This is a genomic window from Arthrobacter sp. NQ4 (assembly GCF_029077345.1).
Lineage (GTDB): Bacteria > Actinomycetota > Actinomycetes > Actinomycetales > Micrococcaceae > Arthrobacter.
Window position 1 is genome coordinate 477,707 of sequence record NZ_JARETC010000001.1, and the last position, 20,715, is coordinate 498,421.

Consider the following 20,715-nt stretch of genomic DNA (forward strand, 5'->3'; position numbering starts at 1 on the left):
GCTGGCCTTACTGGTAGAAGACGAATCGTTTGCTGAGCCGGAACTGTGCGGCCGTGATGGCCATGATGATCAGCGTGAGCAGCACGCCGATCGCGGACGCCTGGCCGAATTCGAGCCGCTGGAACGCCGATTCGAAAATCACCATGACGGCGGTGCGGGTGGAGTCGCCGGGACCGCCGCGGGTCAGGACGTAGGGCTGGTCGAAGACCTGCAGGGCGCTGATGATGGCCATGACGGAGGCGACGAGGGTGGTGGGGCTCAGCAGCGGCAGCGTCACGTGGAGGTGCTTGCGCCAGCCGGTGGCGCCGTCAATCGCGGCCGCCTCATATGTCTCGACCGGAATGGACGCCAGCCCACCGATGAACAGGAGGAAGGAGAAGCCGAAGTTCTGCCAGACGTACACCAGGATCACGACGGCGGCCGATCCGCCCGGTGTGGTCAGCCAGGGTACGGCGGGGATGCCCACCAGGGACAGGAACCAGTTGACTACGCCGAACTGTTCATTGAAGAGGTACCGCATGAAGATGGACACCGAGGCGGCGGACAGGATCAGCGGGAAGAAGAACGCGGACCGGAAGAACACCCGCAGCCACGCCGGCATCTTCTCCTGCACCATGACCGCCAGTGCCAATGCCAGGCCCAGCTGGAGTGCCACGGCCACCACCACGAACACGAGGGTGTTCAGGAAGGACACCCTCACGGTGGGGTCCTGGACCACTTCGGAGAAGTTGTCGAAGCCCACGAAGGTTGGTGCCGAGATGATGTCCCAGCGGAAGAAGGCCAGGACAACCGAGGCCACGATGGGGATCAGGGTGAACAGGCCCATGCCCAGGATGGTGGGGGCCAGGAAGATCCAGGCCAGCCAGCGCTGGTTGTGCCTGGCTCCGCTGCGGCCGCCGACGGTGGTGGCACGGCTGGTGCCGCCGGCGCCGTGGGTGCGGGCCGTCGTCGTACTTGCCCGGCCGGCCGCCCGCTCGGGCCGTTCCCGGGGCGGGGTGGTGGTGCTCATGACTGCCTCCTCAGGGCAAGTTCAAGGTCGCGCTGCATGGATGCGAGGGCCTGCTTGAGCTGCTGCTCGTCCCCGCTGACGGCAAGGGATACGTTCTTCATCAGGGCCGTTTCGACGGCGGCCTGCTGGGGTGGTGCCGGGATGGGGCCCGTGGTGGGGAACCGGTCCAGGGTGTCGTAGAAGACCTTCCAGTGGGCGGGGCCCTTGCCGGCGTACAGCTGTTCGTTGACCATGGAGCGGCGCGCCGGCGTGGTGATCGGGTTGGGGAAGATCAGTTCCATTGCCTCGCGGCTGGAGCTGAACTTGATCCATTCCCAGGCGGCGTCCTTGTCCTTGGCGGTCTTCATGATCGCGTAGCCGGCGGTGCCAAACTGGTGGCGCTGGGTCTTCCAGCGCGGGAAGAACTGGACGTCGAAGTCGTTGGCGCCCATGCCGGCCTCGTGCAGCCCCTGCACCCAGTAGCCGCCGGCGGGAGTGGTTCCAATGCGGTTGGAGGCGAAGAGGCCCACCAGGGAACTGCCGCCGCCTTCTTCCGGCCGGACGCCCAGTCCGTCCTTAACCAGGCCCCGGAGGTAGTCGAAGGACTCGAACACGCGGTCGTCGTTGGCGTTCGGTTCCAGCCACTGGTAACCGCCGGAGCGGAGGCTGCGGGAGGGGTCGTTGGCGTAGAAGCCGTCCCAGAGCCAGTCGCCGCCCGCGGACCTGGTCTCCTTGAGGAAGCTGGTGTCGTTGGCGTAGAGCCACGGCACCACGCCGCCGAAGAGCCTGTTGGTCCAGTAGTAGGGCGTGAAGTCAGAGGTCCGGGCCTTGCGCATCGCGGCGAGGCTGTTGCGGAAATCGATGTGGGTCCAGTCGTCCGCTGGCCGGTCCAGGCCTGCCTGCGCAAACGCGGCGGTATTATAGTACATGTTGGCCGCGTTCCAGTCCATGGGGAGCTGGTAGAGGCTGCCCTTGTACATGAAGGCTTCCACCAGGCTGGGGTGGACATCATCGAAGAATTCGCGCATGTCCGCGGCGTCGCGGCGGATGTATTCGTCCAGCGGGTGGGCCAGCTTTTCGGCGAACAGCTGGGCGCCCTCGGTGGCGACGTAGACCACGTCCGGCGGCGTGCCCGCGGCCACCATGGTGAGGATCTTGGTGAAGAAGTCTTTCCAGTCCACGGCCTGGATGGCCTGGACCTTGACCCGGATGTCCGGGTGGAGGCGGGTGAATGCGTCGATGGCGCGCTGGCGGGCGGCGGCGTCCGCGGCGGTGCCCATGATGGCGATGCTGAGGCTGTTGTCTCCGCGGCCCGGAATGTCCGTTCCGGAGAGCCGCGGCCACGACGCCACGGTTGCTCCGATGATTCCCGCGCCGAGGGCACCAAGGGCGGTACGGCGGGTGATGTCCCGCAGGTGCCCGTTTATGGCTCCGGTCATGTCATTTCCTTCCTAACACGTGTTAGGAACTGTAGATGACCGACCTAACACGTGTCAAGCATCACATGGAGCGCTTCCGCGGCAGCTGGATAAGGCGCGCGATTAACCCCGGAACGCCCGCCCACCGTTCCGCCGGAAGGGGCAGAAGGTGAGCGGGCGTTGATGGAAAAGCCACCAAAGGTGATGGCGCGTCCCCGGAAAAGCCACCAAAGGTGATGGCGCGTCCCCGGAAAAGCGGCCAGAAGTGATGGCGCGTCCCTGGTTGGAAGGGGTTAGCCGCGGAACACCTGGACCACTGAGGGACGGGGCGCGCGCACCTGGCCGGGTGCCGGCGTCGTGCCTGCCGGGACGTAGTCCGGGAAGAACGAGTGCGGCGCCTCGAAGGTGCCCTCCTCGCCCGGGTGCTGCACGGAGACGAACACGGTGCGCTCGTCATCGTGGATGACCGGGCCGCAGGTTTCGGCGTCGCGGGGAACGGAAAGGAACTGCTCCACCTTGCCGCGCTCGGCGCCGTCCAGGGTGACCTTGAAGAGGCCGTCGTTGTAGCCGATGCCGGAGGGGGCGCCGTCGGTGGAGATCCAGAGGTTGCCCACGGAGTCGAACGCCACGTTGTCCGGGCAGGAGATGGGCGAGACCTTGTCCGCCGGGTAGCCGGAGAAGTAGGTGACATCGCCCTGCGCCGGATCGCCGCAGACCATCAGGAGGGTCCAGTTGAACTTCGTGGAGGTCTGGTCGCCGGTTTCGGTGATTTCCACGATGTGGCCGTCGCGGTTTTGCGTGCGCGGGTTGACCTCCGTGGCGCCTTCCTTGGTGCCGGTGCCGCGGTCGGAGTTGTTGGTGCAGACCACGTAGACCTTGCCGGTGTGCAGGCTGGGCTGGACGTCCTCGCAGCGGTCCATCTTGGTGGGGCCCACTTTGTCCGCGGCCAGGCGGGTATACACCAGGACCTCTTCGGCGGACATGCCGGGGACTGCCGACTTTCCACCGACCACCAGTGGCAGCCATTCGCCGGTCCCGTCAAACGCGCCGTCGGACGGAAGCGCCCCGGTCCCGGTGATCTCCGCGGCGGGCGAGTTGCCGGTGAACTTGGCAACGTAGAGGTCGCCCTCGGAGAGCAGGTTCATGTTGTTCCTGCGGTCGCCTTCCACGTACCTGCCCTTGGAGACGAACTTGTAGAGGTAGTCGAACTTCTCGTCGTCGCCCATGTAGGCCACCACGTGGCCGGATTCCGCCACGATCACATTGGCGCCCTCGTGCTTGAAACGGCCCATGGCGGAGCGCTTCTTGGGGGTGGAGGTGGGGTCGAACGGGTCGACTTCGACGATCCAGCCAAAGCGGTTGGCCTCGTTCTCGTAGCCGGCATTGCGCGTGTCGAAGCGGGGGTCATCGAGTTCCCACTTGCGTGCCGTGGGCTTGGCGGTGAGGCCGTAGCGCTTGTCGCCGGCTGAGGTGCCGCCGGCGACGAAGTAGCCGTTGAAGTTTTCCTCGCCGGAGAGGATGGTGCCCCAGGGGGTGGTGCCGCCGGAGCAGTTGCCGAACGTGCCCTTGATGGCGCGGCCGGACGGGTCGGCCACAGTCTTCACCAGCGCCGAGCCGGCAACCGGGCCGGTCAGTTCGTAGGTGGTGTCGGAAAGGTAGCGGCGGTTCAGCGGCGCGCCCTTCACGTAGCTCCACGGCTTGGTGGTGTTCTTGCGCTCCAGCTCCACCACGGCCAGGCCGTGGGCGGCGCGGCCGATGGCACGGGTTTCCACCGGGTCATAGCCGGCCGGGACCATGATGTTTTCGTTGGTGTACTCGTGGTTGGTGAACAGCACCGCGCGGCGGCCCTTGCTGCCCGGGATTTCCACGATGTCCGTGTAGTCGTTGTTGTAGCCGAACTGGCGGGCCTGGGCTGCTGCCGTCTGGTTGTTCAGGTCGAACTCGGGGGAATCGCTGAACAGCGGGTCGCCCCAGCGGATGATCGGCTGCCAGGTGAAGCCCTCCGGCACGGTGAAGGCGTCGACGGCCTTGTCGACCGGCTTGATGGCCGTGAACTGAAGCTTGGAGTTGCCGAAGCCTTCCTTGGCGGCCTTGGACAGGCCCGCGGCGGAGGCAGGTTCGGCGGAGCTCACGGCTGAACCGAGGGCGACGGCGAGCGCACCGGCGGCGCCAAGGCCCAGGGCGGCGCGGCGGGACATGGTCGCGGAGGCGATGTCGCGGAAGTAGCTGTTGGAGCTGGTGTTGCAGACGTCGCCGGCGCAGGCGTTGTCGCACTTGAGCGCACAGGTGACGGGGCTGCGCTTGCCCTTGGTATGGCCGAGCATGGGCAGCAGGGTGAACTTGCGGGCGGTTTCAGACATGGGGAACCTTCCAAGGAATCTCTCTGGGGTGCCCGATCACCCTTCCAGCCGCTTCCTACAGGAACCCATCCAGTTGATGAAGTTAGGGTTAACCGCCCGTGACCTGCAGGAACGTTGCCAAATCCCTCATCGACTGCTGCGTAATTGTCGTTGTGGAGCCCCACAACGACAATTACGCAGCAATCGATGGTTTAGGCGGGAAGAAGGCGCGGGCCGGCAGCAGGAGTCCGGTCAGCGAAAGGGCGATGAAGACCATCTGGTGGATGTGGTCGTCGCCCGGAGGGAGGTTCCCTATGAGGTGTGCCGCCCAGAAGAACGGGTAGAACCAGAGCGCGTACCAGGCCCATCGTTCGCGCCGCCGGAAGGGCACCAGCACGATCAGCACACCGAAAAGGCCCAGTCCCGCCGAAGCCAGCCCGTCCGCCCGGTACAGGCCGGCATCCCCGGCCGGCGGAAACAGGGCAACCACCACACCGAACACCAGGATGCCGGCGCTGACGGCAGCAAGGCAGAGCCAGCCCACCCGCACTGTCAGCTTCTCCCCGCGCACAGCGACACCCTATCTACTCGGCAATCGACGGGGTGAGGAGGGCGTGGACGCGGCGAAGCCGGTCCAACCACCAGTCCCGCCGCTCAGCGGGAGCTGCAAACCGCTCCAGCAGCCCCGCGTCGGCGGCCACGTCGCGGAGGCGGATGGCGCCGTCGTCGGCCACCAAGGGGTCCAGCGTGATATCCGATTCGAACAGCGACACCGTGCCCAGGCCGCAGGCGTACGGCAGGTCCGGCAGGGCGGCGGCCAGCGCCAGCCCGGCGCGGATGCCCACGGACGTGTCCAAAGCTGAACTGACGACGGCGGGAAGTCCGGCCTGTGCCACGATGTCCAGGGCGCGCCGCACTCCCCCAAGCGGTGCCACCTTGACCACGATCAGGTCCGCCGCGCCGGCCCGGGCCACGCGGAGGGGGTCGGTCTCCTTGCGGACGCTCTCGTCCGCGGCGATCAGCACGGGAGTTCCCGCGTCTCGGAGCCGGGTCCTGACCTCGGCCAGGCCCTCGATGGATGGCACCGGCTGCTCTGCGTACTCGAGCCCCACCGGCGCCAGCCGCGTCAGTGCCTCCACGGCGCCCGGAACATCCCACCCGCCGTTGGCATCCACGCGGACGGCCGCATCCGGCAAAGCGGCGCGGACGGCGTGAAGCCGCGCAACGTCGTCGTCCAGTGACTGCCCCTGCTCGGCCACCTTGACCTTGACGGCGTCCACCCGGCCGAACCGTGCCAGCACGTCCGGCACCCGGTGGGCGGCGACGGCCGGGACCGTGGCATTGACCGGAACCGACGTCCGCAGCGGGGCCGGGAAACCCTGCCACCCCGCCTCGATGGCGGCAGCCAGCCAGCGGGAGGCTTCGGCGTCGCCGTACTCCGGGAACGGGCAGAACTCGCCCCAGCCCGCGGGACCCTGGAGCAGGAGGGATTCGCGCTGCATGATCCCGCGGAACTTCACCCGCATGGGCAGGCTGACCACGCGTGCTCCGGCCAGCAGTTCCGCCAGCGGGGGAACTGCTTGGGGCGGGTTGGCAGGAGCGGGCGGGAGACCGGGGTTGGGCATGCCGTTTACTGTACGCCGCAGGCCGGGTACGGCCTGGTCACTCCCGCACCACCCGGATGGTGCCCAGCGACGGGTCGGCGGGATCGGGCAGGACCATCCCGGCCTTTAGCCCCGATTCCAGGTACTCAATGACGGCTTCGTTGATCCTTTCGCCGGGAACAACCACCGGGATGCCGGGCGGGTAGGGCGTGATCTGCTCGGCAGCGACCCGTCCCACAGCTTCCCGGGCGGGCACATCCTCGCGGGGACCGAAGAAGGCGTCCCGGGGAAGGGCAACCGTTTCCAGTTCCAGGTCCGACGGCGAGGGCACGGAAACCTCCGGCGGGGCCGGAAGTGACGGGGCGGCGTCGATAAGGGCCCGCAACGCCCCCAGCAGCCGCTCCGCCGAGGCGTCGTCGTCGGCCATGGACATGGTGGCCATGATGCGGCGGTGGTCGCTGAGCCCCATGTCGATCCGGCAGTTTTCCCGCAGCCAGTCCGCCGCCTGGTAGCCGCTGATCCCCAGTCCCGAAAGGTCCATGAGGATCTGCAGCCGGTCCAGGTCGTGCGAGGATTCCTCGGCGAGGAGCTCGTCCTCGAGCACATGGATCCCGGGGAGCGCGTCGATGTCGCTGCGCAGCCTCCTGGCCAGGCCCAGGGCATTGCCAAGGAGTTCTGTCCCGTGCTGCACCATCTGGCGGCGCCAGCCGTCGATGGCCGAGTACAGGATGGCGTTGGGGCTGGTGGTCATCAGCAGGTCCGCGCACTGGGACAGGTGCGCGGCGTCCACCAGGTCCCCCTGGACGTGGTAGACGGAACCCTGCTCAAAACCGGCCCCCATCTTGTGCACCGACACCACGCAGACGTCGGCTCCGGCGCTCATTGCCCAGGTGGGCAGGTCCGCGTGGAACGGCAGGTGTGCACCCCAGGCCTCATCAACGATCAGGGGCTTCCCGCGGTCGTGGCAGATCTTCGCGATGGCGGCGATGTCCGCGCAGGTGCCGTAAGGCGTGGGGCTGACGATCAGGGCGCCGGCCGCGTCCGGGTAGCGTTCCCACATCTCCTCCACATCCGCGGGTGACGGCGGGTGGGCAATATGCAGGTTGGGGTCCCAGCGCGGGCGGATCCAGCGCGGCTGGATGCCGGAGAACACCAGTCCGGCCGTGATGGATTTGTGGGCATCGCGGCTGACCAGCAAATCACCTTTGCCGGCGGCCACGGCAATGACGGCTGCCTTTACGGACAACGAGCTGCCGCAGGTGGAGAAGAAGGCCTGGTCGGCGCCCACGGCATCAGCCATCAGCTGCTCTGCCTTCTTCAGGTATCCGCCGGAAGAGGAGCGGTCGTCCAGCCCTGCCGAGGCGAGGACGTCCGCGCGGAAGGTGTCGGCCCCGAGAATGTCCCGGACGCGGGGATCCGCGCCGCGGCCCTGCCGGTGGCCGGGCGGGGTGAAGCCGTAGCGGTCCAACTTGTGATAGCTGTCCAGTGCGTCCAGCAACGGCGCTTCGTTGTGGTCCATGCTGTTGTTCCTTTCGTTGGATCGGTCAGTAGGGTCGCGGTACGGGTTTCAAAGGGGCGGGTACGACGGCGGCAGTACCGTGAGGCGGTCGGGCTACGCTCCGGTGAGGGTCGTCCAGACGCCCACGGCGCCTGCCACCACCATGACTGCGGCGGTGAACCAGCCCAGCGTGGCTGCGAGCCTGCCGTTGCGGTACTCGCCCATGATGGCTTTGTCCCGTGAGATCAGCATGGTGACCACCAGAAACGGGGCGGCGGCAATGCCGTTGACGGTGGCGCTGAAGACCAGGAGTCCGATGGGGTCGGAGGAGAAGAAGCTGATGAGGACGCCGGCCACAATGCCCACCCCCAGCAGCGTGTAGAACAAGGGGGCGCGCCGCGGGCTGAGGTCCAGGCCCCAATCCCTGCCGAGCAGGCCGGCCAGCCCCGCTGCCCCGGAGGCTGCGAGTACCGGAACGCCGAGGATGCCGGTGCCGATGAAACCGGCGGCGAACAGGATGGTGGCGGCCGGCCCCACAACAGGGTCCAGCGCCTTGGCCACGTCGGCTGCCGTAGTCACCTCGGTGCCGTCCCTGCCCAGGGTTGCTGCCGTGGCCGCCATGATGGAGAACATCACCAGGACCGAGAAGACCATGCCGATGAAGACGTCGGCCCGGGCCTTCCGGAGGGTGTGGGCGGCGGCGGCAGCGTCCGGCCGGTCCTTCAGGCCCACGGCCTCGTCACCGCCGTGGTCCTCGGCCCGCAGTTCCTGGACCCGGTGGGCGCTCTGCCAGAAGAACAGGTACGGCGAGATGGTGGTGCCCAGCACGGCAACCACCAGGCCAAGGTATTCAGGGGCGAAACTGAACTTCATGCCCAGCATGCCTTCAAGGACGTCGGGCCAATCCACGTTGGCCACGAACAGCACCGCGACGTACGCCAGCAGGGTGAGGCACAGCCATTTGAAGACCCTCGCAATGAAAGCAAACGAACCGCTGATGAGCGCCACGGCAATCCCGATTCCCGCTACAGCACTCCAGAGGTGGTCAGGGCCGGCACCAAGCATTTGCATGCCCTGTCCGATTGCCATGAGGTCCGCTGCGGCATTGAGGATGTTGCCCACCAGCAGGGCGATGATGAGCACGGCGATCACCACCCGCGGGCGGCGGGTGAACTTGCGCCGGGCCAGCCTGCCCAGGCTTTCGCCGGTAGCCAGCGCGGTACGGTCGCAGATCTCCTGGACCGCCATCATCATGGGCAGGACCACCGGCGCGGTCCACAGCATGCCGTTGGAGAAGGTGGCGCCGGCCTTTGCATAGGTGGCAATCCCCGATGGGTCATCGTCCGCGGCACCGGTCACCAGGCCGGGGCCGAGGAGTGAACTGAAACGGCGCAGGAGGGACCTGGGTGCTGCGCCAGGGGCCGTGCCCTCAACGTGGGGTGGCACGGTGGTTTCGGCCTTGCTCATCCGGTCTTCTCCGCTCGAGATCGGCTGCCAAGCCCCCCACTACTAAGCAAGCTTAGGATTCGTAGCCCATGGTAGGGCATGAATCTGGGAAGTCCGTTTCAGGAAAGGCGGCTCAGATCCACTTGTTGTGCTTGAACGCCAGGTAGAGGACCAGGCCCATGGCCACCATCAGGCCCAGCGCATACGGGTAGCCGTAGGTCCAGGCCAGCTCGGGCATGTTGGCAAAATTCATGCCGTAGATGGATGCCACCAGGGTGGGGGCGAACAGGATGGCGGCCCAGGAGGAGATGCGCTTGACCTGCTCGTTCTGTTCAAAGCTGGACTCGGTCATGCGCTGCATCTCGTCATTTTGCCGCTGCGCCACCAGGGCGGCGTTGACGGCGAGCGCGTTCTGGAGCAAGGCGCGGAACGAAGCCACCCGTTCGTTGAGCCGGATGACGTGGTCCAGGACGTCCCGGTAATGGTCCCTGAGTTCGGTGGCCTGATCGCGGTCCGGGGTTCCGGCCATGAGGGCCTGCAGGATTCCCGCGAGGGGACTCGTGGCCCGCTGGAAGGTGATGACCTGGCGGGACAACTCGTAGATCCTGCGGGACACATCGGGGTCTGCGCCGAAGAGGTCGTCCTCGATTTCGTCAATGTCGTTTTCCAGGCCGGCCACTACGGGCTCGTATTCGTCCACCACCTGGTCCAGGATGCCGTACAGCACGGCATCGGGTCCCAGAGCCAGGAACTCCGGCATGGCCTCCATGCGCCGGCGGACCTTGGCCAGGTCCGGCGACTCGGCATGCCGGACGGTGACCACGTACTCATCGCCGACAAAGACGTGGATCTCGCCGAAGTCCACCTTCTCGACGTCATCCCGGTACCGGGCCGGCCGGAGGACCAGGAACAGGCACTCCCCGTAATGCTCCAGCTTGGCCCGCTGGTGGCCGGCGAGCGCGTCCTCGATGGCCAGGGCGTTGAGGTCGAATTCCTCGCCCACGGACTGCAGTTCTTCCGCGTCCGGCCGGTAGAGGCCGATCCACGCCATCCCCTCGCGCTGGCGGAGCAGGAAGTACGTCTCGTCAAGGTCTTCCGGGTCCTCGGTGCGCAGCCCGTTCACGTAGACGGCGTTGTCGATGATGGTCACCGCTCCCCCTCCCGCTCGCGCTCCCATTCGTCCAAAAGTGCCGGCATCCGCGCTTTCAGGAAGCGGTAGAACCTGGCCATCTCGGCCACCCTGGCGCGTGCCGGGGAGCCCTCCGGGAGTGTTTCCGCTGTCGCATCGGTCAGTGCCGCGAGCTTCTCGTAGACGGGACTGTTGCGCATGGACACCACGTACCACTCGTCCTCGTGCAGGGCATAGAGGTCGCGGCGGCTGCCGGGCTGCGAGATCCGGTGCACAAAGCCCACGGTCTGCAGGTACCGGACGGCGCCGGATACCGCGGCGGCGCTGGCGCCCAGCCGGTCCGCGAGTTCGGCGGCCGTGAGGCTCCCCTGTTCGGAGGACACCAGCGCCAGCAGCGTCCTGGCGGGCATCTTGGGGAACCCTGCTGCGGCGAACGCGGCCGCAGTCCGTTCGGCCGCGGCGGCGGTGGACGCCGCGGTGGCCAGCGTGTCCCTGGCAGCTGCCACCTCAGGGCCGGCGCTCATGCCGAACCCACCTCCCGCCGCCGCATCACCGCAACGGCCAGCGCGGCGGCAATGGCGGAAATCAACAGCATCCACCATGCTCCGCTCCAGTCCGTCGCGTCGCCGCGGGGCACTGGTGTGTGGGCGAACGGCGAGAGGTCGCGCAGGCTTTGGTCAATGCCCAGCATGGCCCCGAAGATTCCCAGCATCACCCCAAGGGCCAGCAAGGCCCAGCTGGCGGCGATGGTGGCGGCGGGCCACAGGACAAACACCAGTGCCGGAACCGACAGGTAGATCAGTGCCGCCGGCAGCTGGGCGGCGGCGGTCTGCCAGAGGGCGTCGGCAGGCATGGATTCATCGCCGGTGCCGGTGAGAGTGGCCCACGCGCCCACTCCGGCCAGGCCCACCACCAGCACCACGGCGGCCCCGCCGAGCAGCAGGTAGCCGGCCAGCCACCGGACCCGTCCCACCGGGGCGGACAGCAGGAGTTCAGCGGTCCCTGCCGCTTCCTCCTGCCGCAGCCTGATCACCGCCTGTAGGGCGCACGCGGCAGCCAGGACCCCGGCCATGGAGAACAGCACCGACACCATGAGCTGGGTGAGTGAGGTTCCCTGCGACTGGAGCATCGCGCGCAGCATCGCCGTGATGTTGGTGTCCGGGGTGTCGACGGCGGCAATCGCCTTTCCGAGCGACCCCGCCAGCAGGCCCAGGGCCAGGCCGCTGAAGCCCCAACCGATGATGGATCCCGCCTGCAGCCGCAGGGCAAGGGCCACCGGACTGCTCAGGCCCCGCCGGGCGGCTGCCCGTCCCGGCAGCGCTTCCCAGACGCTGGCCCCGCTGTCGCGCGTGCCCAAGAGGAGCCACGCCCCCGCGAGGCAGCCTGCGCCCAGCCCCACCGGCAGCAGCAACGGCCAGCCACGGTTGCCCGAGTACGCAAAGGTCTGCTGGCCCCAGCCGATGGGTGAGAACCAGCTGGCCGCCCCTTCGGTCATCGTGGTCCCGCTGGCGCCGGGCGTCCCCGTGGCGTCCCCGATCCCGCGCAGGACGTAGGCCAGGACCACCAGCGCGGCGGAGACGCCGTTCGCTCCGCGTGAAGTCCCCATGAACTGGGCCACCAGCAGCCCCACGCCCAGGAAAGCGAAGCCGACGGCGCCCGTCGCGGCGCCGGCGAGCAGGGAACCCTGGGGCTCCAGGCCCTGCGACATGAACCCGGCAAAGACTGCGAGCGCCACCAGGATGTTGGCCGTGATGCCGTGCAGCAGGGTGGCGGTGTTGGGCAGCAGCCGTCCGGCAGGTGTGGCGGCCACCATTTCCGCGCCGCCGCTTTCCTCGTCGGCCCGGGAGTGGCGTACCGCCAGGAAGGTGCTCATCAGGCCTGCCAGCAGGGCGATGAACGCGTAGATCAGGAAGAACGTGAAGGCGCCCTGGTCTGCGCCCCGGGGCAGGCCGCGCAGCATCAGGATGGCGGGCGTGGCAATGGCCACCTGCAGGATCTCGGTCCGGCTCGCCACGTTGCCGTAGGTCTGGGTGACGGCGGCGGCCGCGAACATGGCAAACGCACCGATAGCCACCACCCAGCTCAGCAGCTGCCAGCGGTCCCGGCGGATCCGCTGGCCCCAGAGGACCAGGAGGACGCCCATGTCAGCTCCGCCCCCTCGCGCCCAGCAGGTGCCGCCGGGAGCCGTGGGTGGATTCGGAAGGCGTTTCGGCCCCGGTTTCAGCGCCCAGCGAGGTATCCCCGTAGTGCCGCAGGAAGAGCTCTTCCAGGGACGGCGGGACGATCGTCAAACCTTGCACGCCCAAGGCGCCCAGGGCGGGAAGGACCTCTGCGATCCGGTCCGAGTCCGCGCTGAACCGGACCCGTCCGGCGTCGAGCGCCAGGTCATGCACCGCACCCAGCCGGGCCAGGGCCTCCGGGTCCAGCCCGTCCGCGGCGAAGGAAACTTCCGACCTGGTGAGGTGCCGCAGCGAGTCCAGCGTGCCGCCGTCGACAATCCTGCCTGCCCGGATGATGCTCACGCGCTGGCACAGCACCTCCACCTCGGAGAGGATGTGGCTGGACAGCAGCACGGTGGCCCCGCGGTCGACGGCGGCGAGCAGCTCCCGGCGGAACACTTCCTCCATGAGCGGGTCAAGGCCGCTGGTGGGCTCGTCCAGCAGGTAGAGCTCGGCTTCGGTGGCGAGGGCGGCGATCAGCGCAACCTTCTGCCGGTTGCCCTTGGAGTAGGCGCGGCCCTTCTTCGCCGGATCAAAGTCGAACACCTGGCACAGGTGGTCCTTCCGCCGGCGGTACGCGGCACCGTCCGCCGCGCCGCCGCGCAGCCGCGAGAGCAGGTCGATGGTTTCACCGCCGGAGAGGTTGGGCCAGAGCCGGACGTCGCCGGGCACGTAGGCCAGGCGGCGGTGCAGTTCCACGGCCTGGGTCCAGGGCTCGTATCCCAGGACGGTGGCAGAGCCGGAGGTTGCCCGCGCCAGGCCCAGGAGGACGCGCAGGGTGGTGGACTTTCCCGCGCCGTTCGGGCCAAGGAATCCGTGGATCTCCCCGCGCTGGACTTCCAGGTCCAACCCGTCGAGGGCCCTGACGTGGCCGAAGTGTTTGTGCAACCCCACTGTTTGGACAACGGTATTCATGGTCCAAGTCTTAGAAGTTTTCACAACTTTGTGAAGGTACTAAAGTCCCAGCTATGACCCCCGACAGATCCGTGCCAGGCGCGCAGGCCACCCGCTCGTCGACGGCACCGCTGTATGCGGCGGGCTTCGTCACGGCTTTCGGCGCCCACAGCATCGCGGCGGGGCTGGGCGCGCAGAGCGAAAACATCGGCCTGACCCTGCTGAACCTCGGTATCCTGCTGGCCCTCTACGACGTCGCGGAGGTGTTCCTCAAGCCGGTCTTCGGCGCCCTCAGCGACCGCATCGGCGCCAAACCTGTCATCGTCGGCGGCCTGTTCGCCTTCGCGGCACTGTCGCTGATTGGCCTCGGCGGCGCCGACCCGTTCATCCTGGCCCTGGCCCGGCTGGGACAGGGGGCCGCGGCGTCGGCCTTCTCGCCGTCGTCGTCCGCCATGGTGGCAAGGATGGCCCGCGGCGGAAAGGCCGGGACCTACTTTGGCCGGTACGGGTCCTGGAAGAGCCTTGGCTACATCATTGGGCCGCCGCTGGGCGCCGGCCTGATCCTGGCCGGCGGGTTCTCCCTGCTGTTCGGCACGCTGTCAGCGCTCGCGGCGGCCACGGCCGTCTGGGTGCTGGTGTCGGTGCCGCACCTGGCGCCGCTGCCGCGCAAGCGGTATACCGTGATGGACCTGGCCCGGCAGGTGGGCGAGCGCCGTTTCCTGGTCCCCACGCTGGTGCTTGCCGCCTCGACAGGTGCCCTGGGTGCCGCCGTCGGCTTCCTCCCCGCGCTGGCCACCCGCCACGGCCTGGACGCCTTCGCCGGGACGGCGGCAGTGAGCGTGGTGGCACTGGGCTCGGTGCTCACCCAGCCGTGGATCGGCCGTCTGCGGGACCGGCACGCCGTCACCGACAACAAGGGCACGACGACGGGCCTGCTGCTGATTGCCGCGGGCATCGCTTTGGTGGCGGCCGCCCCGGGAGTGGTCACCATCTTCCTTGCGGCTGCACTGGTTGGCTCGGGCATCGGCGTGGCCACCCCGCTGGGGTTCGCGCACCTGGCGGACACCACGCCGCCGGAGCGGATGGGCCGGACCATGGGCTCGGCCGAGCTGGGGCGCGAACTGGGCGACGCCGGCGGACCACTGCTGGTGGGCGCCATTGCCACAGCCACCGCCCTGCCGTTCGGGCTGGGCGCGTTGGCACTGCTGGTGGCCGCCGCCGCCGTCCCGCGGCTGGACCCTGTCAAGCCCACCGCCTGAGCGGCCTTCCAGCTTTTTGTGTCACCCTTAATCGCGATGACTTCCTCACGGCAACTCTCCATCAGGACTCCGGCACGGCCTGCCCCGGGCTCGGCGTTCCTGTTTGTGCTGTCCACGGTGGCGTGCATTGCCGGGCTGGTTGCCACCTATTACTTCTTCGTCCAGACCACCACGGGCCAGTTCATCGATGAGTCCGCGCTGGTGGAAGCTGTGGAGATCCACGGGCCCGCGGGCAAGGCCGCCACCCAGTTCCTTGACTGGCTGCCCACCATCTCCCTGGTGATGGCCGCCGTCGTGGTCCTGTTTGTCACCGTGATCCGGCGGCACTGGGCGGAGGCCGGGATTGCCGTGGCCGCGTGCATTGGCGCGAACGTGGCGACGCAGGTGCTCAAGGACCTGCTGCCGCCGCGCCCGGACAAAGGCGTGCTCACCCTGGAACTGAACTCGTTGCCTTCCGGGCACACCACGCTGGCGGCATCCGCTGCCGCCGCGGTGTTCCTCATGGCGTCGCCGCGCTGGCGACCCATGGCCGGCTTCGTTGGCGGCTCCTTCGCCATCGCGTCCGGGGTGTCCACCCTGATCAACCAGTGGCACCGGCCCGCGGACGTGGTGGCGGCGTTCCTGCTGGTGGGGGCCTTCATGATTCCGGCGGGCTGGCTGATCCTCCGGCGCGGGTCCTGGAACGAGTGGGACGGGTTCGGCGACCACCTCGGCTCGGCCCGGATCTGGCTCACGCTGCCGGTGCTGATCGGGCTGGGTTCGGCCGGGGTTGCCGTGTATTCACTCATCCGGATTGCGCCCAGCCCGTGGCAGGAAACCAGCACCACCAACTACTTCTGGGCCGGCATCTCGCTGATCGTCATCGCGGGATACCTGGCCACGATGGCCACCACGTCGCTGTTCGCGTACGCCGCACGGCGGCAGGGGGCGCCCAAGCGGTAAACCCCTCACCCGGGCGCTTCCTCCCCCACCGGTCCACTTCTCAGGTGCTCTCCCCGGGATCGGTGGTGTCCAGCTGCGCACTGTCACGGCCGATGCTTTCCTGCATGGCGGCGGCGAGTTCCAGTTCGTCCAGGTAGCGTGCGGCGGGTTTGCCGGTGGCCCGGGCCAGCCGGTCCAGCGTGGCAAGGTGCTGGCGTGCCAGTTCAATGGCCAGCTGCTCAACGATGCTGGGTCCGTTGCGCACCACGAGGTCGCTGAGGTAGGCCTGGAGGCGGCCCGCAGGAATGCCCTGGCTCCGGGCATCCGCGGCGACGAGCCGGGTGAGGGCAGCCGCGGCAAGCGCGGGTTTATCGCTGAAAAGTTCCACGTCGCCCCCTAGTGGCAAACAGGCTCGGATGGGAAGCGCCCGCATGCGTGGCAACAATGTAGCGGTTCCGCGCCCGGCCCGTAAGGGTCATGGGCCCTAAGTTATTGGTGGGCCTGGGACTCCGTTTGGGCGGGCAATGCCCGGCCCGCGTCCCGCGCTCACGCAAATCGCGCTTTACCGAGGAACGCCTTCAGGATGGCGCCCCGCGCTAGCACGATCCAGCGTCCTGCCGGGAAGTCTTGCGGCAACCTTGATGCATTGGAGTGCCGCAACTTGATCGGCGCGGTGAATAGTTGCAGGTGCCAGGGCGGCGTTTTGAAGTGGGCGCCACCCGGCACTCCCCTCCCCGCCCTTTCCGTTGAGGCGCGCGGCGACCCCGTTTCAGGAACTGAGGCGCTTGCGCAGGAGGCAGAATTCGTTGCCTTCGGGGTCCTGCAGGACGTGCCACTGTTCGTCCCCGGTCTGCCCCACGTCGGCCGGCCGGGCACCAAGGGCCAGCAGCCGTTCCAGTTCGGCGTCCTGGTCCCGGTCCACCGGGTTGACGTCGATGTGCAGGGGAAGCCGCCCCACCCGCGGGTTGCTGCTGGCGCTCAGGATGATGGTGGGCTGGAGGCCGCCGAACCCGGCGTGAGCCGGACCGATCTCAATCATCCCGTCCTCCCTGTCCAGCTCGACATAACCAAGGACGTCACTCCAGAACCGCGCAAGCAGTTCCGGGTCGTCGCAGTTCAGGACCAGTTCACTGATTCGGCATGACATGGTGCCAGTGTACGGATCGCCCTACGCCACCGGCCGTACGGACACGGGGATGGCACGACGGCGGCACAACACCTTCCGCGGGCCCCCGGCCTGATATCCGTCCCCGGCGCGCCTGGCCCATCGACGCGGAGATGCATCCGCGACCCGCATCCTCCCCAAACACGCAAAATGCCAGCTCGGCGGGAGACGGTGCCACTGCATGGGGGGATGCAGCGGCACCTTCTTCCGCCGAACTGGCGGGTGGAAAGCTCAGGCACAGTAGATCTTCTTGTTTCCCGTGCCGATCTCCAGGCTCACCTTCACGTATGCGGTGGCCTGGGCACCGCCTGCGAACGTGGCCACGATCCTGACAGTCGCCGGGGTGGTGGTGATTTGGGTGAAGATCGCGGAGTCTCCAAAGAGCGATACGCTCCCGGAAGTACCGAACGGGCCAGCCAGGTCCGAACTTGCCCCGTAGACCCCGTTGGTTCCGGCTGCCGAGAAGGTGAGTTTCGTTGGAGCCTCGGAGAATCCCGAGTAGGCCAGGGATACGTACTTGTTCGCGTTGTCTACGTTGCTGCAGACGGGGGTGTTGAACACGGGTGGCGGCCAGGTTCCGGAGGCAGTAACCGTCATCGTCGCCGTCGCGCCCTGTTGCCAGAGTGCCGACGCCGAGGCGCCGCCAACACCCAGCAGCACCGTGAGCACGAAGGCCCCGACGGCGGGCGCCGCACCTGGGAGGTCCCGGAACCGTGCCATCTACCCAGCCTCGGCAGCCGGGGTATCGTGCTTGCGGGTCTTGCGAACGGACTTGTAGACCGTGATGGCCCCGTAGCCGATGAGGGCGACGGCGGCGATAACGGTCCACGTCCCCCGGTCGGAGTTCCCCAGGAAGTTGGCCACGAAACCCACGTACGGGACGGCATAGAACAGCTTGCCTTTGACCTGGATGGCACGCACCGGATTGGGATCGTTGGCGCCGTTGTTGTCGCCCCTGGTAATCAGCGTCTTCTCGCCCTGCTGGGTGGAACCGAAGCCCACAATCCGGTGTGTTTCCACGTCCGGCCGGCCGGAGTACAGCTGGAACGTGATGACGTCGCCGTATGTGAGTTCATCGAACGGCACGGGCTTCATCACCATGAAGGTGCCGGGCGGATACTTCTGCGCCATGGACTTGGTCAGGATCGTGTAGGTCTGCGAACCCGTCGCCACCGGCACCACAACCAGGACCAGGGCGGCGAACAGCGCCACCAGCATGGCGGCCATGCTCAGGAAGCGTCCGACGGCGGCCCAGGCGGTTTTGCGTTTGCTTCCTCTTGCCGGGGTGGTTGCCGCAGTCCCGGTCCACTGCCTTGAGGGTTCGGCTGCGCCGCCGAGCAGGCGTTCGGTCAGGTCAGCAGACATTGGGTACCCCGCAGAGCTGACGCGCGCTGAGCGTGGTTTGGATAGTCACTGCTTGTCCTTTCAGTGGTTGTCCGTTCACTGTTGATGGGGTGCCAGACATGAGGCTGACCTGGAAACAGAAGACGGTTGACCCTGCTTTGGCGACTGTGGGCGAGACGAGCCCGGCCGTATCAATCGCTGTGTATGCGGTGGCGGTGCTGCATTCGCTGGGTGACGCTGCCACCTTCGCTTTGACGATGATGTAGGTGGCAAGGGCTCCCCCGTTGAGGTTCGCCACGCTCGGTTGGCTTGCGGTGATGGCGGTGTTGAATTGGCCGCCGGCATTGGTGTTGTTGCTGACCACCATGCCGCCGTAAACCGACGTGCCCGGCCCCAACGTTCCCGCCGGCGACAGGGTCAAAGTTGCCGGTTTCCCGTCCGAGAGGGTCATGTTGGTCGTCGCACCTGTGTTGACCGCCTGGAGGGCCATATCGAACGATGCGGACGTGATGGTCCCCGGGGAGGACGACGCCGCCGCACTCCACAATGCATAGGTTCCCTGTACCGTGAACAGGCCCAGGACCACTGCCAGGGCGGTCAGTGCCGCCGCCTGCAGCCTGCGCTTGGTGCGCATGGTCCCTCCTGGTTATGGTCCTGTCGCCTGCTCATTTATGCGGGTGGCGGTAGAGCCACCCGCATCCATGGACTACGCGCCTGCAGGGAGCACCTGGGAGAGGGTGAACTCGACGTTATTGAAGTTGTAGGTCTTGTTGACGTCAACCCGGTCCTTCGTGCCCGACTTGAATTCGAACGTGATAGTCGCAGTGACCTTCTTCGAAGTGGTGAGAGGATTCGCCACAGCATCAGTGCCAACAGTGAGGACCGGCGCAGAGACATTGACGCTGTCCCCGACGAATCCGTTAGTGGCATTCGCGCCGCTTGCGGTGATGTTCGCGGCCATTTTGGCTCCCGTGAGCGTGACGTCCAGATCCTGCTTGAACGTGAGCAGGTCGCCGGGAACTACCAAGTACGAGCCGTCCTTAATCTTGGCGGTGATGTCCACGCCGGCCCGGTCGGTCCAGACGCCCGGAGCGCTGTTCAACCCAACCTTCAGGTCGCCTGAGACGATGTTCCCGGGAGCCGCGGTTGCCTGGTCGTTCCATGCGGCCAGGGTTCCGCCGCCGCCCAGCAGCAGTGCTGCGCCCACGGCGATGGCAGCGGTGCCCTTGATCAGAGTGCTGTTCTTCATGATGTGTCCCTTCAGACTTGGTTGGCGTGCGGTGGTCTAACTGAGGACCACTTTGCCGGGCCAACCTCAGGAAGCGAGGAGGGAAAACGTCAACAAAGGCTCAAGGTATTTGAAAGTTCAACCGAGGTCTGACCTGCGCTTCTATCGCAAATGGCCATCTTGGCACCTCGCCTGCCGGGGCACCGCGGCAGCTACTGTTGCCGACCCATCTCGGCGTCAAGAATGTCCAGGGCGTTGGCACGCATGGCACTGAACGCCTGGTCCGGCCGGAGACCCGCCACATCCCGCAGCCAGACGTAGGGTTCAATTCCGGCAACCGCACGGAGCCGCACGGCAAGGGCGGCGATGTCGATCCCGGATCCGGCGGCTTCCAGCGGAGACAGGGCGTCGCGGTACCAGCCCACAGCGCGGCCTCCGCGAAGAGTGGGTCGGGCGGTCCCCGGGGTAAGGGACAGCCGCAGCGATGCCCGCAACTGCGGTTCCCAGGCCCGGATGAACTCGAAGTGCGCGTCCAGGGTGCGCACCAGGCGGGCACGGACGTCCGACGGCGGCTCCTCGCCAAGCAGCGACGCCAACCCGGTCTCGGGGAGGGCCGCGTGCAGGAGGGCTTCCTTGTCCGGGAAGTACCGGTAGGCAGTCGTCCGCGATATCCCGGCGATGGCGGCGACTTCCGCAACCGACGGATCCTGCCCGTCCTTCAACAGGTCCCGGAGCGAGGACACCAGTTCTTCCCGGGTGCGCGACTTCTGCCGGGTCCTGCCGGTCTCCAGATATTTTTCATTGTGGCGTACGGACACAGGACTTATGATACAGACGTACCGTTATGGTACGGATGTCCCATAAAAGACTCACCTAGGGGTTTCCCGTGGCCGATCCCATTGCAGTGAACCCGCAGCACTACCGGCTCGTCTTCGAAAACGACCGGGTCCGCGTCCTCGAGTACAGCGACGGTCCCGGAGACACCACCGGCACCCATTCCCACCCTGACAGCGTGATGGTCACACTCAGTTCCTTCGCCCGCCGCCTCCGGTCAGGGGACCGGGAAGCGGACGTAGAGCTGGAGGCAGGTCAGGCACGCTGGCTCGACGCGCAGGAACATTCCGGCACGAACACCGGCTCTTCCCCGACTCACTGCCTCTTTATCGAGCTGAAGGAACCCCGTCGGGAGATCCCCGGCGTGGATGAGCAGGCCGCCCACACAGGCCGCCTTGGGCCTGCTGATTCCTAGCTGTCGGGCAGCCC

The 20,715-nt window shown here is 67.3% G+C and carries 21 protein-coding genes; 3 read left to right on the top strand and 18 right to left on the bottom strand.

What is annotated here, in order from left to right:
* Nucleotides 1-7: 7 nt before the first annotated feature.
* The 11 genes from PUN51_RS02245 to PUN51_RS02295 all read right to left on the bottom strand — a co-directional run bounded on the left by PUN51_RS02245 (nt 8) and on the right by PUN51_RS02295 (nt 13,556).
* On the bottom strand, nt 8-1,009 hold the full coding sequence (locus PUN51_RS02245) for a carbohydrate ABC transporter permease (protein ID WP_275179719.1): 1,002 nt from the start codon (nt 1,007-1,009) through the stop codon (nt 8-10).
* Entirely contained in the window at nt 1,006-2,427 is a 1,422-nt protein-coding gene (locus tag PUN51_RS02250; protein ID WP_224026766.1) for an extracellular solute-binding protein, read from the bottom strand. Before PUN51_RS02250 ends, PUN51_RS02245 begins: the two co-directional genes overlap by 4 nt.
* Before the next feature lie 272 nt (nt 2,428-2,699).
* Nucleotides 2,700-4,766, bottom strand: coding sequence for a PhoX family protein (locus PUN51_RS02255; RefSeq protein ID WP_275179720.1), 2,067 nt, complete (start codon nt 4,764-4,766; stop codon nt 2,700-2,702).
* Nucleotides 4,767-4,938: 172 nt separating this feature from the next.
* Nucleotides 4,939-5,316, bottom strand: a complete 378-nt coding sequence (locus PUN51_RS02260) for a hypothetical protein (protein WP_275179721.1) — start codon at nt 5,314-5,316, stop codon at nt 4,939-4,941.
* Nucleotides 5,317-5,329: 13 nt separating this feature from the next.
* On the bottom strand, nt 5,330-6,370 hold the full coding sequence (locus PUN51_RS02265; protein ID WP_275179722.1) for an o-succinylbenzoate synthase: 1,041 nt from the start codon (nt 6,368-6,370) through the stop codon (nt 5,330-5,332).
* A gap of 37 nt (nt 6,371-6,407) precedes the next feature.
* Nucleotides 6,408-7,868, bottom strand: a complete 1,461-nt coding sequence (locus tag PUN51_RS02270; RefSeq protein WP_159636197.1) for an aminotransferase class I/II-fold pyridoxal phosphate-dependent enzyme — start codon at nt 7,866-7,868, stop codon at nt 6,408-6,410.
* Between the two features lie 93 nt (nt 7,869-7,961).
* Complete coding sequence (locus PUN51_RS02275; protein ID WP_275179723.1) at nt 7,962-9,314, bottom strand: Nramp family divalent metal transporter; 1,353 nt, start codon at nt 9,312-9,314, stop codon at nt 7,962-7,964.
* 112 nt (nt 9,315-9,426) lie between these two features.
* Nucleotides 9,427-10,443, bottom strand: coding sequence for a magnesium/cobalt transporter CorA (gene corA / locus PUN51_RS02280; RefSeq protein ID WP_159636203.1), 1,017 nt, complete (start codon nt 10,441-10,443; stop codon nt 9,427-9,429).
* On the bottom strand, nt 10,440-10,946 hold the full coding sequence (locus tag PUN51_RS02285) for a GbsR/MarR family transcriptional regulator (protein WP_224026770.1): 507 nt from the start codon (nt 10,944-10,946) through the stop codon (nt 10,440-10,442). The genes corA and PUN51_RS02285 overlap by 4 nt, the downstream gene beginning before the upstream one ends.
* The gene (locus PUN51_RS02290; protein ID WP_275179724.1) at nt 10,943-12,565 is read right to left on the bottom strand and encodes an ABC transporter permease; all 1,623 of its coding nucleotides are present in this window, start codon (nt 12,563-12,565) and stop codon (nt 10,943-10,945) included. The genes PUN51_RS02285 and PUN51_RS02290 overlap by 4 nt, the downstream gene beginning before the upstream one ends.
* A gap of 1 nt (nt 12,566) precedes the next feature.
* Nucleotides 12,567-13,556, bottom strand: coding sequence for an ABC transporter ATP-binding protein (locus tag PUN51_RS02295; protein ID WP_275179725.1), 990 nt, complete (start codon nt 13,554-13,556; stop codon nt 12,567-12,569).
* A gap of 53 nt (nt 13,557-13,609) precedes the next feature.
* Between PUN51_RS02295 and PUN51_RS02300 the strand changes: the two genes are divergently transcribed.
* Nucleotides 13,610-14,794 carry an MFS transporter gene (locus PUN51_RS02300; RefSeq protein WP_275179726.1) on the top strand — a complete coding sequence of 395 codons (1,185 nt, stop codon included), beginning with the start codon at nt 13,610-13,612 and terminating at the stop codon, nt 14,792-14,794.
* 36 nt (nt 14,795-14,830) lie between these two features.
* Nucleotides 14,831-15,736, top strand: a complete 906-nt coding sequence (locus tag PUN51_RS02305) for a phosphatase PAP2 family protein (protein ID WP_275179727.1) — start codon at nt 14,831-14,833, stop codon at nt 15,734-15,736.
* A 40-nt stretch (nt 15,737-15,776) separates the two neighbouring features.
* On the opposite strand, the gene PUN51_RS02310 is transcribed toward PUN51_RS02305, so the two are convergent.
* The 7 genes from PUN51_RS02310 to PUN51_RS02340 all read right to left on the bottom strand — a co-directional run bounded on the left by PUN51_RS02310 (nt 15,777) and on the right by PUN51_RS02340 (nt 20,270).
* On the bottom strand, nt 15,777-16,103 hold the full coding sequence (locus PUN51_RS02310; RefSeq protein ID WP_275179728.1) for a hypothetical protein: 327 nt from the start codon (nt 16,101-16,103) through the stop codon (nt 15,777-15,779).
* Between the two features lie 381 nt (nt 16,104-16,484).
* Nucleotides 16,485-16,862, bottom strand: coding sequence for a VOC family protein (locus PUN51_RS02315; RefSeq protein WP_275179729.1), 378 nt, complete (start codon nt 16,860-16,862; stop codon nt 16,485-16,487).
* Between the two features lie 249 nt (nt 16,863-17,111).
* Nucleotides 17,112-17,600 carry a hypothetical protein gene (locus PUN51_RS02320; RefSeq protein ID WP_275179730.1) on the bottom strand — a complete coding sequence of 163 codons (489 nt, stop codon included), beginning with the start codon at nt 17,598-17,600 and terminating at the stop codon, nt 17,112-17,114.
* Nucleotides 17,601-18,245, bottom strand: a complete 645-nt coding sequence (locus PUN51_RS02325; protein WP_275179731.1) for a signal peptidase I — start codon at nt 18,243-18,245, stop codon at nt 17,601-17,603.
* On the bottom strand, nt 18,235-18,858 hold the full coding sequence (locus tag PUN51_RS02330; RefSeq protein WP_275179732.1) for a hypothetical protein: 624 nt from the start codon (nt 18,856-18,858) through the stop codon (nt 18,235-18,237). The genes PUN51_RS02325 and PUN51_RS02330 overlap by 11 nt, the downstream gene beginning before the upstream one ends.
* Before the next feature lie 72 nt (nt 18,859-18,930).
* The gene (locus tag PUN51_RS02335; protein ID WP_159636233.1) at nt 18,931-19,473 is read right to left on the bottom strand and encodes an alternate-type signal peptide domain-containing protein; all 543 of its coding nucleotides are present in this window, start codon (nt 19,471-19,473) and stop codon (nt 18,931-18,933) included.
* 191 nt (nt 19,474-19,664) lie between these two features.
* Nucleotides 19,665-20,270, bottom strand: coding sequence for a TetR/AcrR family transcriptional regulator (locus tag PUN51_RS02340; protein ID WP_224026784.1), 606 nt, complete (start codon nt 20,268-20,270; stop codon nt 19,665-19,667).
* Nucleotides 20,271-20,338: 68 nt separating this feature from the next.
* Between PUN51_RS02340 and PUN51_RS02345 the strand changes: the two genes are divergently transcribed.
* Nucleotides 20,339-20,701, top strand: a complete 363-nt coding sequence (locus PUN51_RS02345; protein ID WP_275179733.1) for a cytoplasmic protein — start codon at nt 20,339-20,341, stop codon at nt 20,699-20,701.
* Nucleotides 20,702-20,715: the final 14 nt, after the last annotated feature.